General features: G+C 49.2%; 18 protein-coding genes and 2 tRNA genes. 7 read left to right on the top strand and 13 right to left on the bottom strand.

Annotated features, from left to right (window positions below):
• Nucleotides 1–119: 119 nt before the first annotated feature.
• The 3 genes from NQ534_RS07495 to NQ534_RS07505 are packed head-to-tail and all read right to left on the bottom strand — an operon-like array spanning nt 120 to nt 2547.
• Nucleotides 120–716 (bottom strand): cytidylate kinase-like family protein, encoded by a 597-nt coding sequence (locus tag NQ534_RS07495; protein WP_006863221.1) that lies wholly within the window; start codon nt 714–716, stop codon nt 120–122.
• An 11-nt stretch (nt 717–727) separates the two neighbouring features.
• Complete coding sequence (locus NQ534_RS07500) at nt 728–2077, bottom strand: ArsB/NhaD family transporter (RefSeq protein ID WP_006863220.1); 1350 nt, start codon at nt 2075–2077, stop codon at nt 728–730.
• Between the two features lie 26 nt (nt 2078–2103).
• Nucleotides 2104–2547 carry a hypothetical protein gene (locus NQ534_RS07505; RefSeq protein ID WP_040784403.1) on the bottom strand — a complete coding sequence of 148 codons (444 nt, stop codon included), beginning with the start codon at nt 2545–2547 and terminating at the stop codon, nt 2104–2106.
• Between the two features lie 211 nt (nt 2548–2758).
• Here NQ534_RS07505 and NQ534_RS07510 point away from each other — a divergent pair.
• Nucleotides 2759–2831: transfer RNA gene (locus tag NQ534_RS07510), tRNA-Phe, on the top strand.
• 47 nt (nt 2832–2878) lie between these two features.
• Nucleotides 2879–2949 (top strand) — tRNA-Gly (locus NQ534_RS07515).
• 188 nt (nt 2950–3137) lie between these two features.
• Here NQ534_RS07515 and NQ534_RS07520 read toward each other — a convergent pair.
• The 6 genes from NQ534_RS07520 to NQ534_RS07545 form a co-directional block, all read right to left on the bottom strand.
• Complete coding sequence (locus NQ534_RS07520) at nt 3138–3917, bottom strand: M23 family metallopeptidase (protein ID WP_006863217.1); 780 nt, start codon at nt 3915–3917, stop codon at nt 3138–3140.
• Nucleotides 3918–4059: 142 nt separating this feature from the next.
• A complete protein-coding gene (locus NQ534_RS07525) occupies nt 4060–4908 on the bottom strand; it encodes a SpoIID/LytB domain-containing protein (protein ID WP_143115765.1) in 849 nt (282 codons plus the stop codon).
• Nucleotides 4909–5041: 133 nt separating this feature from the next.
• Nucleotides 5042–5581: a rubrerythrin gene (rbr, locus tag NQ534_RS07530; RefSeq protein WP_278183809.1), complete on the bottom strand. Its 540-nt coding sequence runs from the start codon at nt 5579–5581 to the stop codon at nt 5042–5044.
• A gap of 211 nt (nt 5582–5792) precedes the next feature.
• Complete coding sequence (locus tag NQ534_RS07535) at nt 5793–6620, bottom strand: N-acetylmuramoyl-L-alanine amidase (RefSeq protein WP_006863214.1); 828 nt, start codon at nt 6618–6620, stop codon at nt 5793–5795.
• Between the two features lie 107 nt (nt 6621–6727).
• The gene (locus NQ534_RS07540) at nt 6728–8428 is read right to left on the bottom strand and encodes a glycosyl hydrolase family 18 protein (protein ID WP_040784398.1); all 1701 of its coding nucleotides are present in this window, start codon (nt 8426–8428) and stop codon (nt 6728–6730) included.
• A 172-nt stretch (nt 8429–8600) separates the two neighbouring features.
• Nucleotides 8601–8951, bottom strand: coding sequence for a hypothetical protein (locus tag NQ534_RS07545; RefSeq protein ID WP_006863212.1), 351 nt, complete (start codon nt 8949–8951; stop codon nt 8601–8603).
• A gap of 296 nt (nt 8952–9247) precedes the next feature.
• Between NQ534_RS07545 and NQ534_RS07550 the strand changes: the two genes are divergently transcribed.
• From NQ534_RS07550 to NQ534_RS07560, 3 genes are all read left to right on the top strand, one after another.
• Complete coding sequence (locus NQ534_RS07550) at nt 9248–10000, top strand: adaptor protein MecA (RefSeq protein ID WP_006863210.1); 753 nt, start codon at nt 9248–9250, stop codon at nt 9998–10000.
• 204 nt (nt 10001–10204) lie between these two features.
• Complete coding sequence (locus tag NQ534_RS07555; RefSeq protein WP_040784394.1) at nt 10205–10573, top strand: metal-dependent transcriptional regulator; 369 nt, start codon at nt 10205–10207, stop codon at nt 10571–10573.
• Between the two features lie 2 nt (nt 10574–10575).
• Nucleotides 10576–11700 carry a C39 family peptidase gene (locus tag NQ534_RS07560; RefSeq protein ID WP_006863207.1) on the top strand — a complete coding sequence of 375 codons (1125 nt, stop codon included), beginning with the start codon at nt 10576–10578 and terminating at the stop codon, nt 11698–11700.
• A gap of 102 nt (nt 11701–11802) precedes the next feature.
• On the opposite strand, the gene NQ534_RS07565 is transcribed toward NQ534_RS07560, so the two are convergent.
• Complete coding sequence (locus NQ534_RS07565; RefSeq protein WP_040784392.1) at nt 11803–12666, bottom strand: YitT family protein; 864 nt, start codon at nt 12664–12666, stop codon at nt 11803–11805.
• 136 nt (nt 12667–12802) lie between these two features.
• Between NQ534_RS07565 and NQ534_RS07570 the strand changes: the two genes are divergently transcribed.
• Complete coding sequence (locus NQ534_RS07570) at nt 12803–13225, top strand: Fur family transcriptional regulator (protein WP_040784389.1); 423 nt, start codon at nt 12803–12805, stop codon at nt 13223–13225.
• A 240-nt stretch (nt 13226–13465) separates the two neighbouring features.
• On the top strand, nt 13466–14008 hold the full coding sequence (locus tag NQ534_RS07575) for an NADH peroxidase (protein ID WP_040784386.1): 543 nt from the start codon (nt 13466–13468) through the stop codon (nt 14006–14008).
• Between the two features lie 366 nt (nt 14009–14374).
• On the opposite strand, the gene NQ534_RS07580 is transcribed toward NQ534_RS07575, so the two are convergent.
• The 3 genes from NQ534_RS07580 to NQ534_RS07590 are packed head-to-tail and all read right to left on the bottom strand — an operon-like array spanning nt 14375 to nt 19192.
• A complete protein-coding gene (locus tag NQ534_RS07580) occupies nt 14375–15871 on the bottom strand; it encodes a sulfatase (RefSeq protein WP_006863201.1) in 1497 nt (498 codons plus the stop codon).
• Nucleotides 15872–15888: 17 nt separating this feature from the next.
• The gene (locus NQ534_RS07585) at nt 15889–17397 is read right to left on the bottom strand and encodes a response regulator (protein WP_006863200.1); all 1509 of its coding nucleotides are present in this window, start codon (nt 17395–17397) and stop codon (nt 15889–15891) included.
• A complete protein-coding gene (locus NQ534_RS07590) occupies nt 17375–19192 on the bottom strand; it encodes a cache domain-containing sensor histidine kinase (RefSeq protein ID WP_006863199.1) in 1818 nt (605 codons plus the stop codon). The genes NQ534_RS07585 and NQ534_RS07590 overlap by 23 nt, the downstream gene beginning before the upstream one ends.
• Between the last annotated feature and the right edge of the window lie 2 nt (nt 19193–19194).

Consider the following 19194-nt stretch of genomic DNA (forward strand, 5'->3'; position numbering starts at 1 on the left):
GGACAGTCCGCCCTTTTCCCGTGAAACAAAAACGGCGCCCGCGAGGCGCCGCTTTCTGGCATGTCCGAAAGCAGCACCGCTGCTCCGGCTCGTCTAGCCATTATTATAACACATTTTTTCTATAATTGCATCTTTGTTCTGATAAATCTTTCCAGCATATCAGCAGTTTTTTCCAGACCGAGACGGCTGCTGTTTACCGACAGATCATAATTTCTGGAATCGCCCCACTGTCCCGGACAGAAATAATTGTGATAATACTTTCTCTCCCAGTCCTCTTTCTTGCACATCTGCTGCGCTTCGCGCTCGGACAGACCGTATTTTTCCATCACGCGCTTCACCTTGCAGTCCTTATCGCCCAGAATAAAGATTGTCACAAGACCGGGATTTCCCTTTAAAATGTACTCCGCGCAGCGCCCGACGACCACGAAGGATTTTCCCTCATTCGCCATCTGTCTGAGATAATCAAACTGCATCTGCGCAACGTGCTCCTGGATGGAGTTGGAATGGCCGCGCACCGTTCTGGAGAAAAGCTTTGACTTCGGCTTTTCATCGTACTTCTTCAGACCCTCATGCGCAACATCCTTCTCTTCCGCGATGTGCTCCAGAAGATTGTAGTCATACAGCGGCAGGTTGAATCTGCCCGCCAGATCCTCAGCAATCACATGACCGCCGCTGCCAAATTCACGGCCAACGGAGATAATCAGTTGTTTTTCCATACGCTCACCTCCTACAGATAACGCAGATAAATGCACGCCATCGCAATCAGCACCACAATAATCATGGCAGGCGCCATATACTTACAGTATTTGCCCCAGCCAATCATGTGACCGTTTTTCGCCGCAACGGAAATGCCGACAACGTTTGCGGAAGCTCCGATCGGTGTTGCGCTTCCTCCGATATCGGTTCCGATCGCCAGCGTCCACGCCAGCACCGGCAGCGCCACGCCCTGCGAAGCCGCCAGGCTCTTGATAATTGGTATCATGGTCGCCGCAAACGGGATATTGTCCACGAATGCGCTGGCAATCGCGGAAATCCACAGTACGATAGCAATCATCAGCATTACGTTGCCCTCGCTGACGCTTGCGATAAATCCGGCGATGATTTCCAGAATACCGGTCTGCTCCAGACCGCCTACTACCACAAACAGTCCGATAAAGAACAGCAGCGTTTTATAATCCACCTTTTTCAGCAATACCACAGCGTCCCTGCCCGCTGTCAGCAGCGTAACGATTCCGATGACCGTACCGATCGTGGAAACGGTAAGTCCGGTCTGCGCATGTGTTACCAGCAGAACGACAGTAACTGCAAAAATGATGCAGCTGATAGCAAAATCTCTTTTGTTCTCGATGGCATCCTTCGGGTCCAGACCGGTCGCCGGCACCTCCGCCTGCCCGCTGCCCAGCTCCTTATGGAAGCACAGGTAGAAATAAATAATAACGAAAACCAGGCAGATCAGCGCGATCACACCGGTGTTTGTGATGAAATCGCCGAAGGTATAGCCCAGCGAGGTTCCGATGATGATGTTGGGCGGGTCTCCGCACATGGTTGCCGAGCCTCCCAGGTTCGCGCAGAAAATCTCCGCCAGAATAACCGGAACCGGATTAAACTTCAGAAGCCGCGCCAGCTCTACCGTAACAGCCGCCAGAAACAGAATAACGGTGATGCTGTCGATAAACATTGCCAGTCCGAAGGACATAATCATAAAGGTGATGAAAATCGGCACCGCTTTGTATTTTACCAGTCTTGCGATGCACAGGCAGAGCCAGCGGAAAAATCCGGCTCTTCCCATTCCCTCTACCATAATCATCATACCGGCGATAAAGAAAATGGTCTCCCAGTTGATTCCCGCCGAGCTCTCAGACGCCTCTCCCGCGGAATACCAGAAGCCCGGCGTGAAGATGCTGCCTATATTGAGCGTTTCGATCACCGCCGAGCCGCTGTGCATGCAGACGCCGAATACCAGCACGATCATCAGCAGACCGCATCCCAGCGATGCCAGGTGACGCTCTATCTTTTCTGATACAATCAACGCGAACATCGCGATAAAGATTATAACAGCTACGATTTGTGTTACCATAAACTTTTTCCTCCTCTGTTAAATTTCTAGTTTTCCAGGAAACAGTCCGTTTCCTGTCCGGAAATACAGAGGATATTCTTTTTTCCGTCCTGCCGGTGGGCATAGCAGACGGCGATGCCCCGCCCGGAATTTTCCTGCATATATTCTGCGCTGCGTCGCTCCAGCAGCATCAGGGGACAGTACGGATATTCCTTACCCAGATTCAGAATATCCCTGCTTTCCGCCACCCTGCGGCTGCGGGCCGCCCTCTGTATATGGGCGTCGGGCGCCTCATTGCCCAGCTGCTCTTCCGTGCAGACCTCCCAGTCAACCAGCCGGTGCACTCTCCGGCAGATCCGCTTGGTGTATGTTTCCTGCTTCATATCTGTGATAAAGGAATGCGCCTCCGCTTCCCCCTGGAATATCCCGGAGAAAAACACCATCACAAGGAGCAGACGGCACATCCATCTTCTTAACGTCGGTCTCTTCATAAATACACCTCTTCGACGTCATTATAATCATTTTCAAAAAAAAAGCAATTCTTTTTTTCCACAGTTTTTTATCAAAATTTCATAGATTTTTAAGCAGAAATCTTTTTCGAAGTTTTTCTTGACATCCGTCCGAAGATACTATATAATTTCTGTTGTTGCAGGAGTGATGGAACAAAAGCTGTATCCATCCGGTCTCGCATCTTTCTTATCTGCCCAGATAGCTCAGTTGGTAGAGCAGAGGACTGAAAATCCTCGTGTCACTGGTTCGATTCCGGTTCTGGGCATTATGCATGTGCAGCGGCGCATCATAACCTTACAATTTATATTTTCTGCGGGTGTAGTTCAATGGTAGAACACCAGCCTTCCAAGCTGGATACGTGGGTTCGATTCCCATCACCCGCTTTTTTGCTGCTCATTTCTCTTTTAATTACGACAATTTACAACATTGTCGACCATATGTCTGTGTATGTACCGCACCTGCAGGAGCTGCTGCCGGCAGCTCTCTTCGGATACATGACAGCAAAGACGGCATAGCCTCCCGGCTACGCCGCCCTTCTTCGCTTCGTCTTCCACCGTCCCGGATGGTCTTTTTATTCCAGATACAGATACGGGTCGACCGGCTGCCCGTCTTTTTGCATCTGAAAATACAGATTGCTTCCTTCCTCGCAGTAGTACCTGGTCGGCTCGCTCACATAGCCGAGAAGTTGTCCCTGCTCCACCACATCGCCCTCGGATACCGCCAGCTCTTTGAGCTGCCCGTAAACCAGGCTGTAATTATTCCCCAGATTCAGCTTCAGCGTGGTTCCGGTCTCCTCGTTTACGCCGATGGATTCCACAATGCCTTTCGCGGACGCTACTACCGGATTGCCCGCTTCGCTGCTGATGATAAGCGCCGGATTATACTTGTACTGGTTGAGCGTCTTAAAATAAACGGTATTGTTCATATTATAGTCCATCAGTACGGTGCCGGCTGCGGGCCAGGCAAGCAGCGAATCGTCCTGAAAATTGACGGTCGGCTGCAGAACTGCCGTCGCTGAGGGAGAACTGACGTCCGCTGCCGGTTCCTCCTGCGCCTCCTCCGTCTCTTCCTCTTCCGGCACCGCCAGCGATGCCGGGTCCACATCCTTTTCATTCGCTGCCGTATAATCGTTCACCTGGGGCAGCTCCGCTACCACATCAGCGCCCGCCGCTTCCAGGTCCGCCGCCGTCGTTTCGCTCTCCTGCGTCACCGCCGCGTCCGGCTGTACCCCGCTGCTGCTGTCATAGCCAGCCCGGTACGTGGCAAACGCCACCGCGCCCACGAGGCAGAGTGTCAGCACACCCAGAGTTCCCTTGTTCTTCAAAATACGTAATAGATTTTCTTTTCGCATATCTGTCACCTCATATTATGTTCATTATGGTTCTACCCATATCATTTCCATAAATGAGGGATTTATACAAAAAGAATCCGGGAGATTTCAGCTGCAACGGCATGAAATTTTATGGCGCGTGAAATTTCCGCATCATAATCTTTCAGTATTTTATCAAATCCGTGCCCGGATAAAAGTACGCGAGTATCTCTTTATAATCTTTTCCGGTGAGCGCCATCTGCTGCGCGGTGTACTGGCTCATTCCAAGACCATGACCGATGCCGTGTACTGTCAGCCAGGTTTCCCCGCCGGTCGTGCTTACTTCGAAGTTTGCAGACGGCAGCCCCAGCAGATTGCGGAATTCTTCGCCGGACATGGTTTTCCCGTCCAGGGAAATCTGCAGTACATACCCGGTGCTGTCGCGCTCGGTTATCTGCATGTCCGCCCAGGAGCTGTCAATCTGAAGCGTAGTTTCGGCATCCGCCGCGCCCGTGTCCGAGGGGCAGACCTTCGACACCAGATAAGGATATTCCTCCGTGCGGAGCACCTCCTTCGCATCGCGTGTGTTTCCTGCACTGCACGCATGAAAGGAAGCCAGAATCGGTCTGCCCTCCCATTCCAGAACCTGTCCCCGCGTCTCCCGCTGTGCCCGCAGAAATTTTTCCGCAGAGCCCATGCGCTCCAGCTCCGTCATGGTCAGATATGCCCCGCTCTCCACCTTTCCGTCCGCTTCTATCTGGCGGTACAGATTGGTTCTTGCCGCGACCATCTGCGCCTTTACCGCCTCCAGGTCGTATCCCGCCGGTATCTGCGCCGCCGTCACTCCGATAACGTACTCCTCCAGCTCCATTTCCAGTGCTCCGCTGTTCGTCTTCACCGTAATGTAGTCCGTCTCATTTTTTATCGAGCGATAGATTTCGCTCATCCTTCCATCCAGCAGAAGCATCATGGCGCACGGGAGCACCAGCATCACCAGAATTCCGGTCAGAATATATTCTATACGTTTTTTCATAATTAAATCCTGCTTTACCGTTGTTTTCCGGACATCAAAAATCCTTCCCACATCATGCCATCCGGGGCAATGCCAGGCATTTGCCCCCAACTACATTTTATGAGAAGGATTTCAGGATTATGATTATTTCCGGTTAATAATTTTCCGGTTTTATCTGGAAAAACGCTTTTTCATGCCCGCAGACCGGGCACTTTTCCGGCGCCTTCTTTCCAAAATGAATGAAGCCGCATTTTCTGCACTGCCATATCATATCGCCGTCCCGCGAGAATACGATGCCCTCCTCCACATTGGCGAGCAGCCTGCGATAGCGCTCCTCGTGCTCCTTTTCCACGGCCGCCACCAGCTCAAATTTGCGTGCGATCTCCGTGAAACCCTCCTCGTACGCTTCCACCGCCATGCGGCTGTACATTTCCGTCCATTCAAAATTTTCCCCGTTTGCCGCCGCCAGCAGATTTTCTTTTGTATCGTCTATTTCGCCTCCGCAGATGTATTTAAACCACTGCTTTGCATGAGCCATCTCATTTCCGGCGGTTTCCTCAAAAATCGCCGCTATCTGCTGATAGCCGTCCTTGCGCGCCTTGTTTGCGTAATACGTATATTTGCTGTGCGCCATGCTTTCGCCCGCAAACGCCTCCAGCAGGTTTTTCTCTGTTTTGCTGCCTTTCAGTTCCATCAGAACATCCCCCTTTCGCTCTTTGCTATAGAGGATATCCGGATTCTGGAAATTTATACGCCGGCAGAGCAGCTTTCCGGACTGCTCATGCCTCTTTCCGGACTCTCCATGTCCCTTTCCGGACTGTCCATGTCTCTTTCCGGACTGCCCATGCCTCTTTCCGGACTGCCTGCCCATGTCTCTTTCCGGACTCTCCATTCCGCCCTCCGGCTCATCCGTTGTCCCGCACATAGGCTAAGATCCCGCTGCACACCGCCTCCGCCACCTTCTCCTGATAGTCGTCCGTGACCAGCTTTTCCGCTTCCTCCGGATTGCTCAGAAAACCGCACTCCACAATCACAATCGGGCTTTTCGTTTTCCGCAGGAGATAATAGCTGTCGTTCGCTTTAATTTCCCGCGGTCTTTCAATTTCCAGCATTTCATTGAGCGCTTCCTGCAAATCGGCGGCAAGCTCCTTTCCCGGAGCGGAGCTCTCATAGTAAAACACCTGCGGTCCCTTCACCGAACTCTCCGTATAGCTGTTCTGATGGATGCTGACGGCGAGAAGCGGGCTTTGCGCATCGATTGCCGCGCACCGCCGTTTCATGTCCTGCTGCTTTTTATTTGCCTCGCCCTCATCGTAAAGACCTCCATCACTCTCCCGCGTCAGCACCGCCGTGATGCCGTTTTTGGCAAGACGGTCGGCAAGCTTCTTTGCAATCGCCAGATTAATCTCCTTCTCCAGCGCCCCGTTCACCCCGACCTTTCCGGCGTCGATGCCCCCGTGACCGGCATCCAAAACCACGGTAATGCCGCGCTCTGTCAGCTCCTGCGCCTGCCGCAGTCCCTCCGGTGCCGCGGTTTTCTCCTCTTCCTGCTGCCCCTCAAGCGCCGCGGTTCCGTCCTCCCAGTTTATCACACCGGACGCCGCTTCCCCGCTTTTTTCCTTCTCTGCCTCTCCCGACGCCGTAATACTGGCGCCGAGCCTTCCGACATAAAACGCGCACACAAGAATCAGCGCCGTCATCAGCAGTTCCAGTATCTCTTTCTTTTTGTGCATAAAAATACCCCTGCCGCACACTTTGTTACAAGTATATGCGGCAGAGGCAGTAAATTTTCCCGGACCCCGGTATCTTCATCCCGGATTTCTTTTGCCTGGCCGTAAACTCAGCTTACATATTTCAGGATAATATCCCAGACGGAATCGCTCTCCAGTCCGAGACGCCATCCGGCAACTCCGGCAAGCCCGTAATCCTTCACCAGCGTCAGCTTTTCCTCGATAGATTTGTCATCCTCCAGCCAGATTTGATAGAGCGAACCGTCATCGCCCTCAAACTGCGCGTAATTCTGACCGGTCGTCTCATCCCAGGCGGCCTCCACGTTATTGTTTTCCAGCCGCTGCTGTCCCTCATCCATCCCCAGCGCCTCGCTGGTGACGGTAGTGGTGCCGTCCTCATTGGTCTTTGTATTCCAGAGCCTGGTATAGAACGGAATGCCGCTGATCAGCTTTTCCGCCGGAACATCCTTGCGCGTATCCAGGATGCCCTGGTTTTCAAAAGACAGACTCGCCACAGAACCAGCCTCCTCCGACCCGTCATAGTGCTCGTCATATCCCATCACAATGACATAATCGCAGACCGTGCCCAGCTCCGCCCGGTTGTAATGCTCGTTAAACGACATCGGCACCGGCACATCGACGGAGAGCACCAGTCCGTTCTTTCTGCACTTTACGGACAGCTCGCGGATAAACTGTATGTATCCGTCCGCCGCTTCCTCCGGGAGATTCTCAAAGTCCACATTGATGCCGTCAAATCCATACTCGATCGCGGAGGCAATCAGTGTATTTTCTATCTTCGTGCGTGATTCGGTAGACTTCAGCACCGCCGTTGTGTCAACCTCCGTATTGAAGTTGTCGACCAGCGCCCACACCTCCATATCGTTGCGGTGCGCCGTATCCACGTAATCCGCGTCGGCAAGACTGCTCAGGGTTCCATCATTTGACACAATCGAGAACCAGGTGGGCGAAATCGTATTGACGCCTTTTACCGAGGCAATATCGTATATGATATTATAATTCGCATCTGTGTTGCTGATCACATGCCATACCATATTGATTTTGTAGTCCTTCGCCACGGTCGTGTATTCCGGCTCCTCAAATTCGCGCTCCACTGTCTCCGTGCGCTCCTCCACCAGCCTGTCGTTCTGGATATAGCCGAAATATCCATCCTGTGTCAGCACGCCTGTCCAGTCCTCCATCGGCTCCAGCACCGTCACAACCTCATTTTTCTGAAGCTCTCTGAGAATCGGGCTTTTGATACCGCCCTGATAACGCAGCTTTCCGTTTTTGCGGATGGTCGCCAGCGTCTTTTCTCCCCACTCGTTTGTGATAACAATGCGCTCCGGGTCGTGGAACAGCTCGTATTCCAGATTGGTGTACATCTGTACAAAGTCCAGCGCCAGGTACGTTTTCGTGCCGTCCACCTTTACGATATCGTAGGACACCGTCTCCGTTTTTCCGGTAGCCGTATATTTCTGTCCGCCCGCCGGAATCTCGATAATATCCGTCGGCGTGGTGTACAGCATCAGATTAGCCTCGGAATCCCAGTAAAAGCGGTCGTTCAGCTGCTCCTTTACCGCTTCGAAATCCACATAGCAGACATCCCCCGATACCATGCCCTTATACGAAGAAACATCCCTTCCTATTACGATCGCCGCTTCATCGTCCGAAGACAGGCTGAAATATTCTTTTCCATCCATTACCTCCGATGTCGGAGTATACTTTTTTACCAGATTCGTTATACAAACGATTGCTGCCACAACCACCACCAGGACTACGACAGCCAGCAGCGGCGCCGCCTTCTTTTTCATACATTGCACCTCCCAGGTATAAACTATGAAAGCCCCATCTCCATGCAGGAGTGCCGTGTGAGCTTTCATGCACAGTGATGCCGGCGCGGGGCACAGGACTGCTCTTAAAATCCGTTCTGAACGGGCATACCTGTCTGCACAGACACCATCATATATAAAAGTATATCATACCTCAGTGCTTAGTTCTAACAATTTTCGACTTTTTCAGAAAATATTCATATTTATTTAAGCTTTTTGCACAAGGGGACTGCACTGCCTGCTGATTTTCTTTTCTGATCCGGTCGAATCCGATGCCGCACACCTGATTCCGGCAATCCACATAGTAGTCGCGCATATAATTGGTCCGCTCGCAGACACAGTCTGCAATCTGGTAGGATGTGCTTGGTTTTCCATCCAGCCAGAGCTGGATACCCGCTTCCTGGTAGCTTTTCAGTTCCCGGTACAGCCTGCTGTTTTTCACCTGTCTGTTTCTGGCGGGCTGCGCCTGGCTGATGAATTCTTTTTTCTGTCCGATGGCACTCACTCACTTTCTGTTTTCTTCTGCAGCTTCCCTTCCCGGTGCATTCGTGATATATTTCCGTGCAAAAGAAAACTGTTTATTCCAGAGAAGACATTTCCCTCCTTTCTCGTTCTATTTTGTTTTTATATCTTCTCTTATTGGTTATTATATATATTTTGTGTCGTTTTTGCAAGTGTTTTTTTCAATAATTATTTTATATTTTTTTTATACTACAAACCATCCTTTCCCTTTGCAATTTCCGGCAAATCAGGTTATACTGTGTTTGTAAATATAGACATTTATTAGTGAGGAGTGGTTTCATGAAACTGGAAAAGCTCAATGACAACCAGATACGCTGCACACTGACACGCGAAGATTTGGCGTCACGCCATCTGAACCTGCTTGAGCTTGTCTACGGGGGCGAAAAAGCAAAATCGCTGTTCCGCGAGATGATGCAGCAGGCGGCTTATGAATTTGGTTTTGAAGCGAACGACATTCCTATTATGATAGAAGCAATTCCCATGTCTTCCGAATCTCTTATTCTGATTATTACAAAAGTGGAGGACCCGGATGAGCTGGATACCCGTTTTGCCAAGTTCGCTCCCGGAGGCGACGCGCCAGATGCGGAGAACTCCTTCTCCGGTCTGAAGATGGAGGGTGCGGACGATATTCTGAATCTGTTCCGTAAAATACGGGAAGCCCATAAGAACATGGTGCAGAAAACCGAAGAAGACGGAAAGCAGACCGAAACCCCGGCAGGAGATACCGAGCTGGCGGTGGACATCACCCGGCTTTACTGCTTCGGTTCCCTGGATGACGTCATCCACGCCGCCCATGCGCTCGGAGGCAGCTATCACGGTGAGAATTCGCTGTACAAACACCCGGAGACCGGAGAATATTATCTGTTTCTCGGCAGTTCTTCGCACACTCCGGAGGAGTTCAACCGCATCTGCAACACGCTGTCCGAGTACAGCACGAGTATCAAATTCTCTGCCGGCGCTATGGGTTATCTCTCCGAGCATGGTATTGCTATCATCATGAAGGAGGCCCTGCAGCGGCTTGCAGCAATTTGATGCACAGGAAAACAAAGCGGTCATGCGCCGCAAAAATTTCCGTATAAAAGTGGTCCGGTCAGCGTGCCGGGCTTCTTTTTTACGCCGGAAATGCAACTTTTCTCTTTTCTTTTTCCGGCAGGTAAGCTATACTATAATATAGAAGCTATATCGTGTTGTTACGCAACTGTTTTAAGTATTTTAGAAAGGAATTTACACAATATCATGAGAATACTGGAATCCGCAGAAAATTATCTGGAAACCATCCTGGTTCTTCAGAACCGTATCGGAAATGTCCGTTCCATCGATATCGTAGCAGAAATGGGCTTTTCAAAGCCAAGTGTCAGCGTTGCCATGAAGAACCTGCGCGAAAACGGCTATATTCATATGGACGAGAACGGTTATATCACCCTGCTTGAACCCGGCCGGGCAATCGCCGAAAAAATATACGAGCGCCACACGCTGCTCACCGAATGGCTTACCAGTCTGGGCGTTTCCCCGAAAACTGCCGCGGAGGATGCCTGCCGCATCGAGCACGTCATCAGCGACGAAAGCTTTCAGGCGATGAAAAACCATGTACGGCAGAGGCAATAGCCATGAATAAAAAAAATTATACGCGCATTCTCCGTCTTTTCTTACTCATGCTGCTGGCAGTCTGTTTCTGTCTGCCCGCACAGGCATCGGCGGCAAACCCGAAAAACAGACTGGTAACAAAAGACGGCTATACTTATTATTATAACAGCAGCCGTAAAATGGTAAAAAATAAGTTTGCCACGATCAAAGGGCAGACCTATTATTTTGACAAAGACGGGCACATGCTCGTCAAGACGCTGTTTCAGGTCAGCGGAAAGACCTACTATGCCACCAACAAGGGCTATATCGCCAAAAACAAAATCATCAGCTACAAGGGCGTCAGTTACTATTTTGATTCCAAAGGCGTCCGCAAGACCGGCTGGGTGACCTATAAGGGATACCGCTATTATTTCCCGCAAAAGGGAGATTATCTTGTCAGCCGCTGGAAAAAGCTGGGCGGCTACTACTATTATTTTGACTCCAAAGGACACATGGTAAAAAATAAATGGGTGGATTCCTATTACATAAACTCCCAGGGGCACCGCACGGCGGAGCCGATGGAGAAAACCAATTCGTCCAAAGTCAAAAAGATTTCGATGAAAAACATTAAACAGAACCCGGAGCTTCCCACCGGATGCGAATCGGTGTCGCTCACGATGGTTCTGAAGTATTACGGCTTTAATCTGGGCAAGACGACCATCGCCTCCAGCTACATGCCGCGAAGCAGCAGCAATTTCGTAACCGCTTTTGCCGGCAATCCGTTTTCCTCATCGGGCTGCGGCATTTATTCTCCCGGTCTGACGACCACGGCGAACAAGTATCTGAAGGCAAAAAAGTCGTCGATGCGCGCCTATGACCTCACCGGAATTTCGTTTAAGGATCTGTACCGCTTTATCGACAACAACACGCCGGTAATCGTCTGGAATTCCATGTATATGTGGACGCCGCAGGCTTCCTTTACCACCCGTGTAAACGGAAAGACCTGGACCTTTTACCGCTACGAGCACTGCGTTGTTCTCTGCGGCTACAACAAGAAAACGAACAAGGTACTGATTAACGACCCATTAAGCGGGCTTGTCTGGAGAAATGCAAAATCCTTTGAGAGCATCTATAACCGTATGGGCAAAATGGCTGTCGTAATCAAATAACAGAAAATGAAATACCCTGGCAACGAAAAAACGTTCACTGGATGTTTTTGTCGTATGCATGACAACAAAAACTGCGCCGCTGCAAAAAACGGCGCAGTTTTTTCAGCCTACCTGGATATGGCTGAAGCCCTCTCCATGAACCTCATCGGATGGTACAATAATGATAAATGCACACGGGTCCGCCTTCTTTACCGCCTGCTGGACGCTGTACATTTCCTTGTTGCTGCATGCGCACATCACAAGCTGACGCTGGTCGCCCCGATATCCGCCCACCGCGTTGATCCGCGTCGTTCCCCGCTGGCAGGTCTCGTCAATCACATCACAGATAAGCTGCCCGTAATCGGTCACTATCATCGCCATTTTTCCGGCATTCACGCCATACATCAGCTTATCCACCACCGTGGAGAGCAGAAACGTCACAATAATACCATAAATCGTTCCGTCAATATCCTGCAGAATCATGCCGCCCATCAGCACAACCAGCAAATCCGAAAAGAATATAATCCTGCCGACCGGCACATGCGGTTTTTTCTTTTTCACCGCCATAATGATAAAGTCCATACCGCCGGTGGAAGAACCCTTCATATAAATAACGGCATAGCCCAGACCGGCAATGACGCCTGTGCAGAGCGCCGCCAGCAGCCTGCTGCCGGTATACACCGGAAAAAGCGGCGCCACGTAGTCTATCAGAATGGACGAAATCACCATGCACCGCATAGAGCTGATAAAGAAGCTTTTTCCCAGAAGGCGGAAGCACAAAATGCTTACCGGCACATTCAGTAAAATGGTGGACAGACCAATCGGTACGCCCCAGAGCTGGTATAAAATGATAGAAATGCCGGAAAAACCGCTCATCGGAAACCTGGCCTGCGCCGCGAAATTATAGATTCCTGCCGCAATACAAATGCTTCCGATAATTTCCCAGAATATCTGCGTGATAAATTCATGTTTTTTTAACTTTTCCATGACAATTCCTCCTTTTCTCTGCATTATGATAACATAAACTATTATTTTTGTGAACCACTCCCCATTTATTTCCATTGACATCACGGCACTATTTCTATATAATAAGAACAGGAATTATTATTGTTTTGGAGGTAATATGGCAAATATAAAATATAGCCGCCAGAGAGAATCCATCAAACATTTTCTCGCAGGGCGCAAAGACCACCCGACAGCAGATACCGTTTATCAGAATCTCCGGCAGGTATATCCCAATATCAGCCTTGGCACCGTGTACCGCAACCTCGGTCTGCTCTCCGAGCTTGGCGAAATTACCCGCATCAACACCGGGGACGGCGCAGAGCGCTTCGACTACAACACCCAGCCGCACAATCATTTTGTGTGCCGCTGCTGTCACAGTGTATCTGATCTGGAAATGGAAAATATCGATTATATCATGGACACCGCACAGAAAAACTTTGGCGGACAGATTGAAAGCTACACCACCATGTTCTTCGGAGTATGCGAAAGCTGCCGCTCAGAGCAGGGTCTCACAAAGCTGGCGGCAACCGCGGATTCCTGAGTTATGCCCCTGCCCCCGGTAGCCGGTGTGCTGGAAACCGCCTGACGTGTTCCTGTTCACTCCGTTCACAGTAACCTTGCCAGGTGGCTGGCTGCCGCGGCCTGCCGTAATCGATAAAGATATTTAAAAAAAGTGTCGCGGATTACTTGACAAGGTTCATTTCTTATGGTATTGTTATATTACAGAAAACAGTAATGATTACTGTTTTTAATAAATCAAATATAAAGGAGAGATATTATCATGGCTAAATTTGTTTGTAATGTATGTGGATACGTTTATGAAGGAGATGCTGCTCCGGCTGAATGTCCGGTATGTCATGCTCCGGCTTCAAAATTTACAAAACAGGAAGGCGAAATGAGCTGGGCTGCTGAGCATGTAGTAGGCGTTGCACAGGGCGCACCGGAAGATATTATGGAGGATTTAAGAGCAAACTTCGCAGGAGAGTGCTCCGAAGTTGGTATGTACCTTGCAATGGCAAGAGTTGCTCACAGAGAAGGTTATCCGGAAATCGGTCTTTACTGGGAAAAAGCTGCTTACGAAGAAGCAGAGCACGCTGCAAAATTCGCAGAGCTCCTTGGTGAAGTTGTAACAGACAGCACCAAGAAGAACCTCGAAATGAGAGTAGAAGCAGAAAACGGCGCAACCGCTGGTAAATTCGACCTCGCAAAGCGCGCGAAAGCTGCAAACCTCGATGCAATCCATGACACCGTTCATGAAATGGCACGCGACGAGGCCCGTCACGGCAAAGCATTCGCTGGTCTTCTGAAGAGATACTTTGGCTAAGCTACAAGCCGGGTAAGGATAAAAATAAAATCGTTGGGGAGAATGCCTGCATTCTCATCCGACGATTTTTATTTTTAGACTTATAGGGCGACAGCCCTCCACTGAGATGAAGTGCAGCGTAATCGAAGGGGCTGCATGGCGCAGAATGTCACACCGGGCGACCGCCCTCCATCGAGAAGGAGCGCAGCGGATTCGAGATGGAACCCCGGCGTTGCCTCCTTTCATTCCTGGGGAGCTTGCTCACCTGGGCGTTTATTTTTGCGATTTTATAGGGCGACAGCCCTCCACTGAGATGAAGCGCAGCGTAATCGAAGGGGCTGCATGGCGCAGAATGTCACACCGGGCGACAGCCCTCCATCATCATCGTTATTCTCCGATTTTTCCCATTCCAAGGCGCTCAAACTGCTCTTTTGGGCAATCATTATCTATCATCATTTTTTTCATAAGCCTTATCATGCGGCGTTCCCTGTCAGAATCCTGCACAGGATAAAGCTCATCCGCATCATCTCTGACGCAAAACAGAAGGGTAGGATAATCCGCCTGAGAGACGTGCCCGATGCTCTCAAGTTCCAGTACCGGCATTCCTTTTGTAAAAGAAAACGGCTGGTGAAGACGCATTGTACGCAGTATTTCGTTATCTATAAAGGCCCGCCTTCCTCCGTGACGGGTGGGCATCAGGGTATACTCATGGCGCGGCTGGTTGCCTGGCAGAGGGCTCCTCATATAAACCCAATCACCATCCGTACAGCAGACCTGTCCGCCGAAAATTCCAAACAAAGCGCCCTCTCTCACCGCCTCATCCTGCTCAAGAACCGGCCGTAAAGCTTTTCCTTCCATATCCTCCGGCAATGACTGTCCAAAATATTCCAGTAAAGTAGCCGGTAAGTCAATCGTCTGTGCAAGACAACCGGTACGTACCCCCGCCCTGCGGCTCCTGGGATCCCATATGAATAATGGAGTGTGCGCAACCTCTGCATAGAACGGACAATGACATTTCGCCCATTGACCATGTTCTGCCAGAAGAAAACCGTGGTCTGTACTCACAATCAGCATTGTATCTTCCCAGAGACCATATTCATCCATCGCATCCAGCACCCGTCCCAGATTCTCATCGCAGAGTCTGAGTACCGCGGCATATTGTTTTCTCATGTGGTCAATAAATTCCGGACTGTCCGTATTATTTACCGGACGATAATCGGGCCAGTCACAGAAAGGACCACTATATCTGTCCGGAAACATATCTTTATATTCCGGCTGGACGAAAAACGGTTCATGCGGGTCAAAGGTTTCAATCTGCAGAAACCAGTTATCCTTATCATGATTAAGGCTCAAAAACTCCAGTCCCTTCTGAAAAGTACGGCACTGAGGCTGGTCAGAAACAGTTCTCATCACCGTCCGGTTTGCAAAATCCTGCCCCACCCAATTGTCCTTAGGTTCTCCGCATACGTTCCCTGTCACACCCGGATACCCCCGAAAGCCTACCATTGGCTGCCAGTTATCCCCTTCCTGTCCACGCTCGCACTCCCATGTGGTATATCGCTGATGATAGGTAGCACCACCATCCTCCCAATAATGGTAATGGTCACTGACTAAATGAGTATGAATCCCCGCCTCCTTCAGAATCTGAGGCATGGAATCATCAAACGGCTCCAGTGGTCCCCAACTGCGATGCAGAAAATTATATCGCCCCGTATGCAATTCCCTGCGCGCTGGCATACACGGCATGCTGCCAATCCAGAAATTATCGAAAGTCACTGTATGACATGCCAGCCGGTTAAAATTTTCCGTCTGCGTCCACTGACATCCATAGGGTCCAAGCATATGACGGTTAAGAGAATCATACATTACCATAATCGCTTTCATAAAAAACTCCCTCCCGGTTACTTTTCCTTACGCCGGTATTCATAAGGACTCATTCCATATTTCTTCTTAAAGATTGTCGAAAAGTAGCTTGCATTATAATAACCTACCTGCTGTGCAATCATCTGTACACGCAGAGCCGTATTTTCCAACAACCAGACAGACCGTGACAATCTGACATCCGTCAGGTAATTGACAAAGGTTTGCCCCGTTTCCATTTTAAAAGCTCTTGAAAAATAATCCGGATTCAGATATACAGAAGCCGCAACCTGCTCCAGACTCAGCTGCTCCGCATAATGCGCGTTAATGTATTCCACTGCCAGTTGTATATTCTTCGATTTGGGAGCATTCTGAAGCTCTGTCAAATGACACTGTCCGGCAAAAGCCTCCATAATCCGCCTGGCCTCCTCCAGGGAAATACATTCCTCCATCTGTTCCCGGAGAATATCCGTTCCAGTCAGGGATATCCCGTTTCCCTTAGCCTCAAATTCCAGAAGTTCAAAAGTATCTCTGCACAGTCCACACAGGGATTCCACCGCAAGAATCCGCCAGCTGGCTGCATTTTTAAGGAATTCATCCAACAGCTCATATCTTTGGTATCCCTTTGCCTGATACAAATGCATATTGAATTCTGTAAAAGCATTTTTCCACAATTCATTCTTTTTAAACAATTCCGTCAACGGGTACCTCGGCACATACACACGCTTTTTCCCCTCATAAAATCCCTCTCCCAAAGAGCAGGACGCCTGCCAGATTGCAAGAGGGATGCGCCTCATTTCATCCGTAATTGCACTTATACCCACCATGCAGTTGTTCATTTTCTGAATATCACCGGCATATACCGCCAGCTTCTCTGCCTTTTCCGCTTCACTGAGCGTTCTTGTAAAATTTCCAACAATTACATAAATCCGATCCGTATAATCAAACCCCGCAACATGACGTATCTGACTTGCACCAGGAAATACAAGACCCCCGTTTAAAATGCTTTTTTTCCACACGGCAAGAGCAAACAGTCCGTTATTGCGCCAGCGTATGTTGCACCTGCGCAGATTTTCAAGCTCTTCCTCTGTCAGTTCCTTATTCTGACGAAGAATACTTCCAATAACGTAATGAGCCTGTGATATACTTGCAGTATCTGTTTCGTCCCTGTTCTCGGCAAGGTGAAGTTCTCCAGCCTCCCTGTTAAGTAAATCCTGCAAAACATCATTCTGCATCTCCGTTTTTAAGAGATACTCCGAAGCTCCGTCCCTCAATGCCTGCCGAATCAGGTCAAACTCAGAAAATGCTGTCAGAAAAACTACCTTCGTCCGGCTGTTAAAAGACCGCAGGGCATGCAGAAACTCCAGTCCATCCATGACCGGCATTTTGACATCAGTCAGGACTAAATCCGGTTCCTCCTTTTGGAACAGTTCCAGCGCTTCCGCACCGTTGTGGGCGACACCGGTAAGCTGACAGAGCGGATTCTGTGAAATACAGAATTCCAGCCATTCGCAAATCATAATTTCATCATCCACGACCAGAACTTTCATGCTTCTCCTCCTTTTGAAAAATGGCAGGCATCAGTAAGGTAACCGTAGTTCCGATTCCTTTTGAACTCTCCACGGTCAGACCATACTCTTCTCCATAATTCAGCCGAATACGGTTATGTACATTCGGCATTCCAATAGAGCTGTCATCCTTTACTGCCGGCTGTTTAAGGCAGGCGCGTACTTTTTCCAGCGTTCTCTCATCCATTCCGGCTCCATCATCTGTTATCGTGAGAAGCAGCCGTTCTCCCAGAAGAGCCGATTCAATTACCACTGTACCCGTTTCATATTTTGCCTCAATCCCATGAAAAATTGCATTTTCTGCCAGCGGCTGCAAAATCAGAGGCAGCACCATACACTGTTCTGTTCCCTCCTGCAGCTCCAGTTCATAATTTATTTTTTCTCCATACCGCAGCTTTTGCACTACCAGATACTTTCTGGTAGCTTCAAATTCATCACATAACGGAATCATCGAATCTCTGACAGCTAACGTACTTCGCAGCAAATCGATAAACGCGCTAATCATCTGTGCAGCCTGATTGTTTTTTCCTACTTCCACCGCACAACGGATAGAAAACAGTGTATTATACAGAAAATGAGGATTAATCTGGGCACGCAGAAAATTTACCTCCAATTCTCTTTTCTGCTCTTCTCTCTCCTGTATGATATCCATCAGGTTTGAAATTTCGTAAGCCATATGCTGGAAGCTCTCCTGAAGATGATTGATTTCCTCAATGCCATTCTTTATGGCGGGCGGTTTAAAATCATTTTTTCCAACCTTATCCATTGCACTGCTTAAGTTTGCCAGCGGATTGGAGACATGCCTCGATATATATGCCGATACTGCCACAGCAAGAAGCAACCCCGCAATAAGAAGACAGCTCATAATCCACCACGTTTTATTCAGAGCTCCCAGAATAATTCTTGTCGGACTTTCCTCCACTATAGTCCAGCCGGTCTTTTCATCCAGATAGGTAGACAGCATGTATGTTTCTCCCATCTTTTCAATAATATTAGAACGGTCAGTTCCATAGACATCCCTCATATAGTCCACATTAATAAATTGTTTTCCAAGCATTTTTTTATTGGAATGTGATACAATGAATCCAGCCTGGTCGTATATATATATTTCTCCGCCCTGCTCCTGTGTAGATACGTAAAGGTCTTCCAGAAGCTGTTCGTCAATCAGAATCAGAAGCACACTCTGATTTTCTCCATTATCCAGCCTCTGTCCGGCTGCAAACCGGTAGACCGTATCACCATTCCGACTGCCGCTAAACGTACGCGAAAACTGCACTTCTCCGGCAGCCCCATTATCAAGCGCCTCCAGAAGTTTTTTATACCACGGCTGATAAACCCATGTGCTTACATCAGTTCCATCGCTATCCGAATTGTATAAAAACCCATTTTCTCCCAAAAGAACCACTTCATACCCAAGACCGATATAACTGAACACTTCATCATATACCTGTTTCTGGGCATCCAGATAGTCCCATGCTTCTTGCCTCTGTTCTTTTGTCATTTCTCCGGAGAGAAAATTATTGCTTAAAATTTCATAGCTGTATAGATTAGATAATGTAGTACTGCTGGTTTTAACAATATTTGCACGCTCCGCTATCTGACGCAGCACAGCCGTACGATTATTGCCAATCTGCCCGATGAGAATGTTCCGTATAGAAACACTCACAAGCAGAATTACTGCTAAAAAGAAGAGAGCAAACACGAGAAAATACGTCAAAAATAATTGTGTGCGCAGCTTTTTCGTACACCCGGCAAATTTTCTGAAGTATTGTTTCATCC

Origin of the sequence: Marvinbryantia formatexigens DSM 14469, assembly GCF_025148285.1 — a bacterium.
In the GTDB taxonomy this organism is placed as follows: domain Bacteria; phylum Bacillota; class Clostridia; order Lachnospirales; family Lachnospiraceae; genus Marvinbryantia; species Marvinbryantia formatexigens.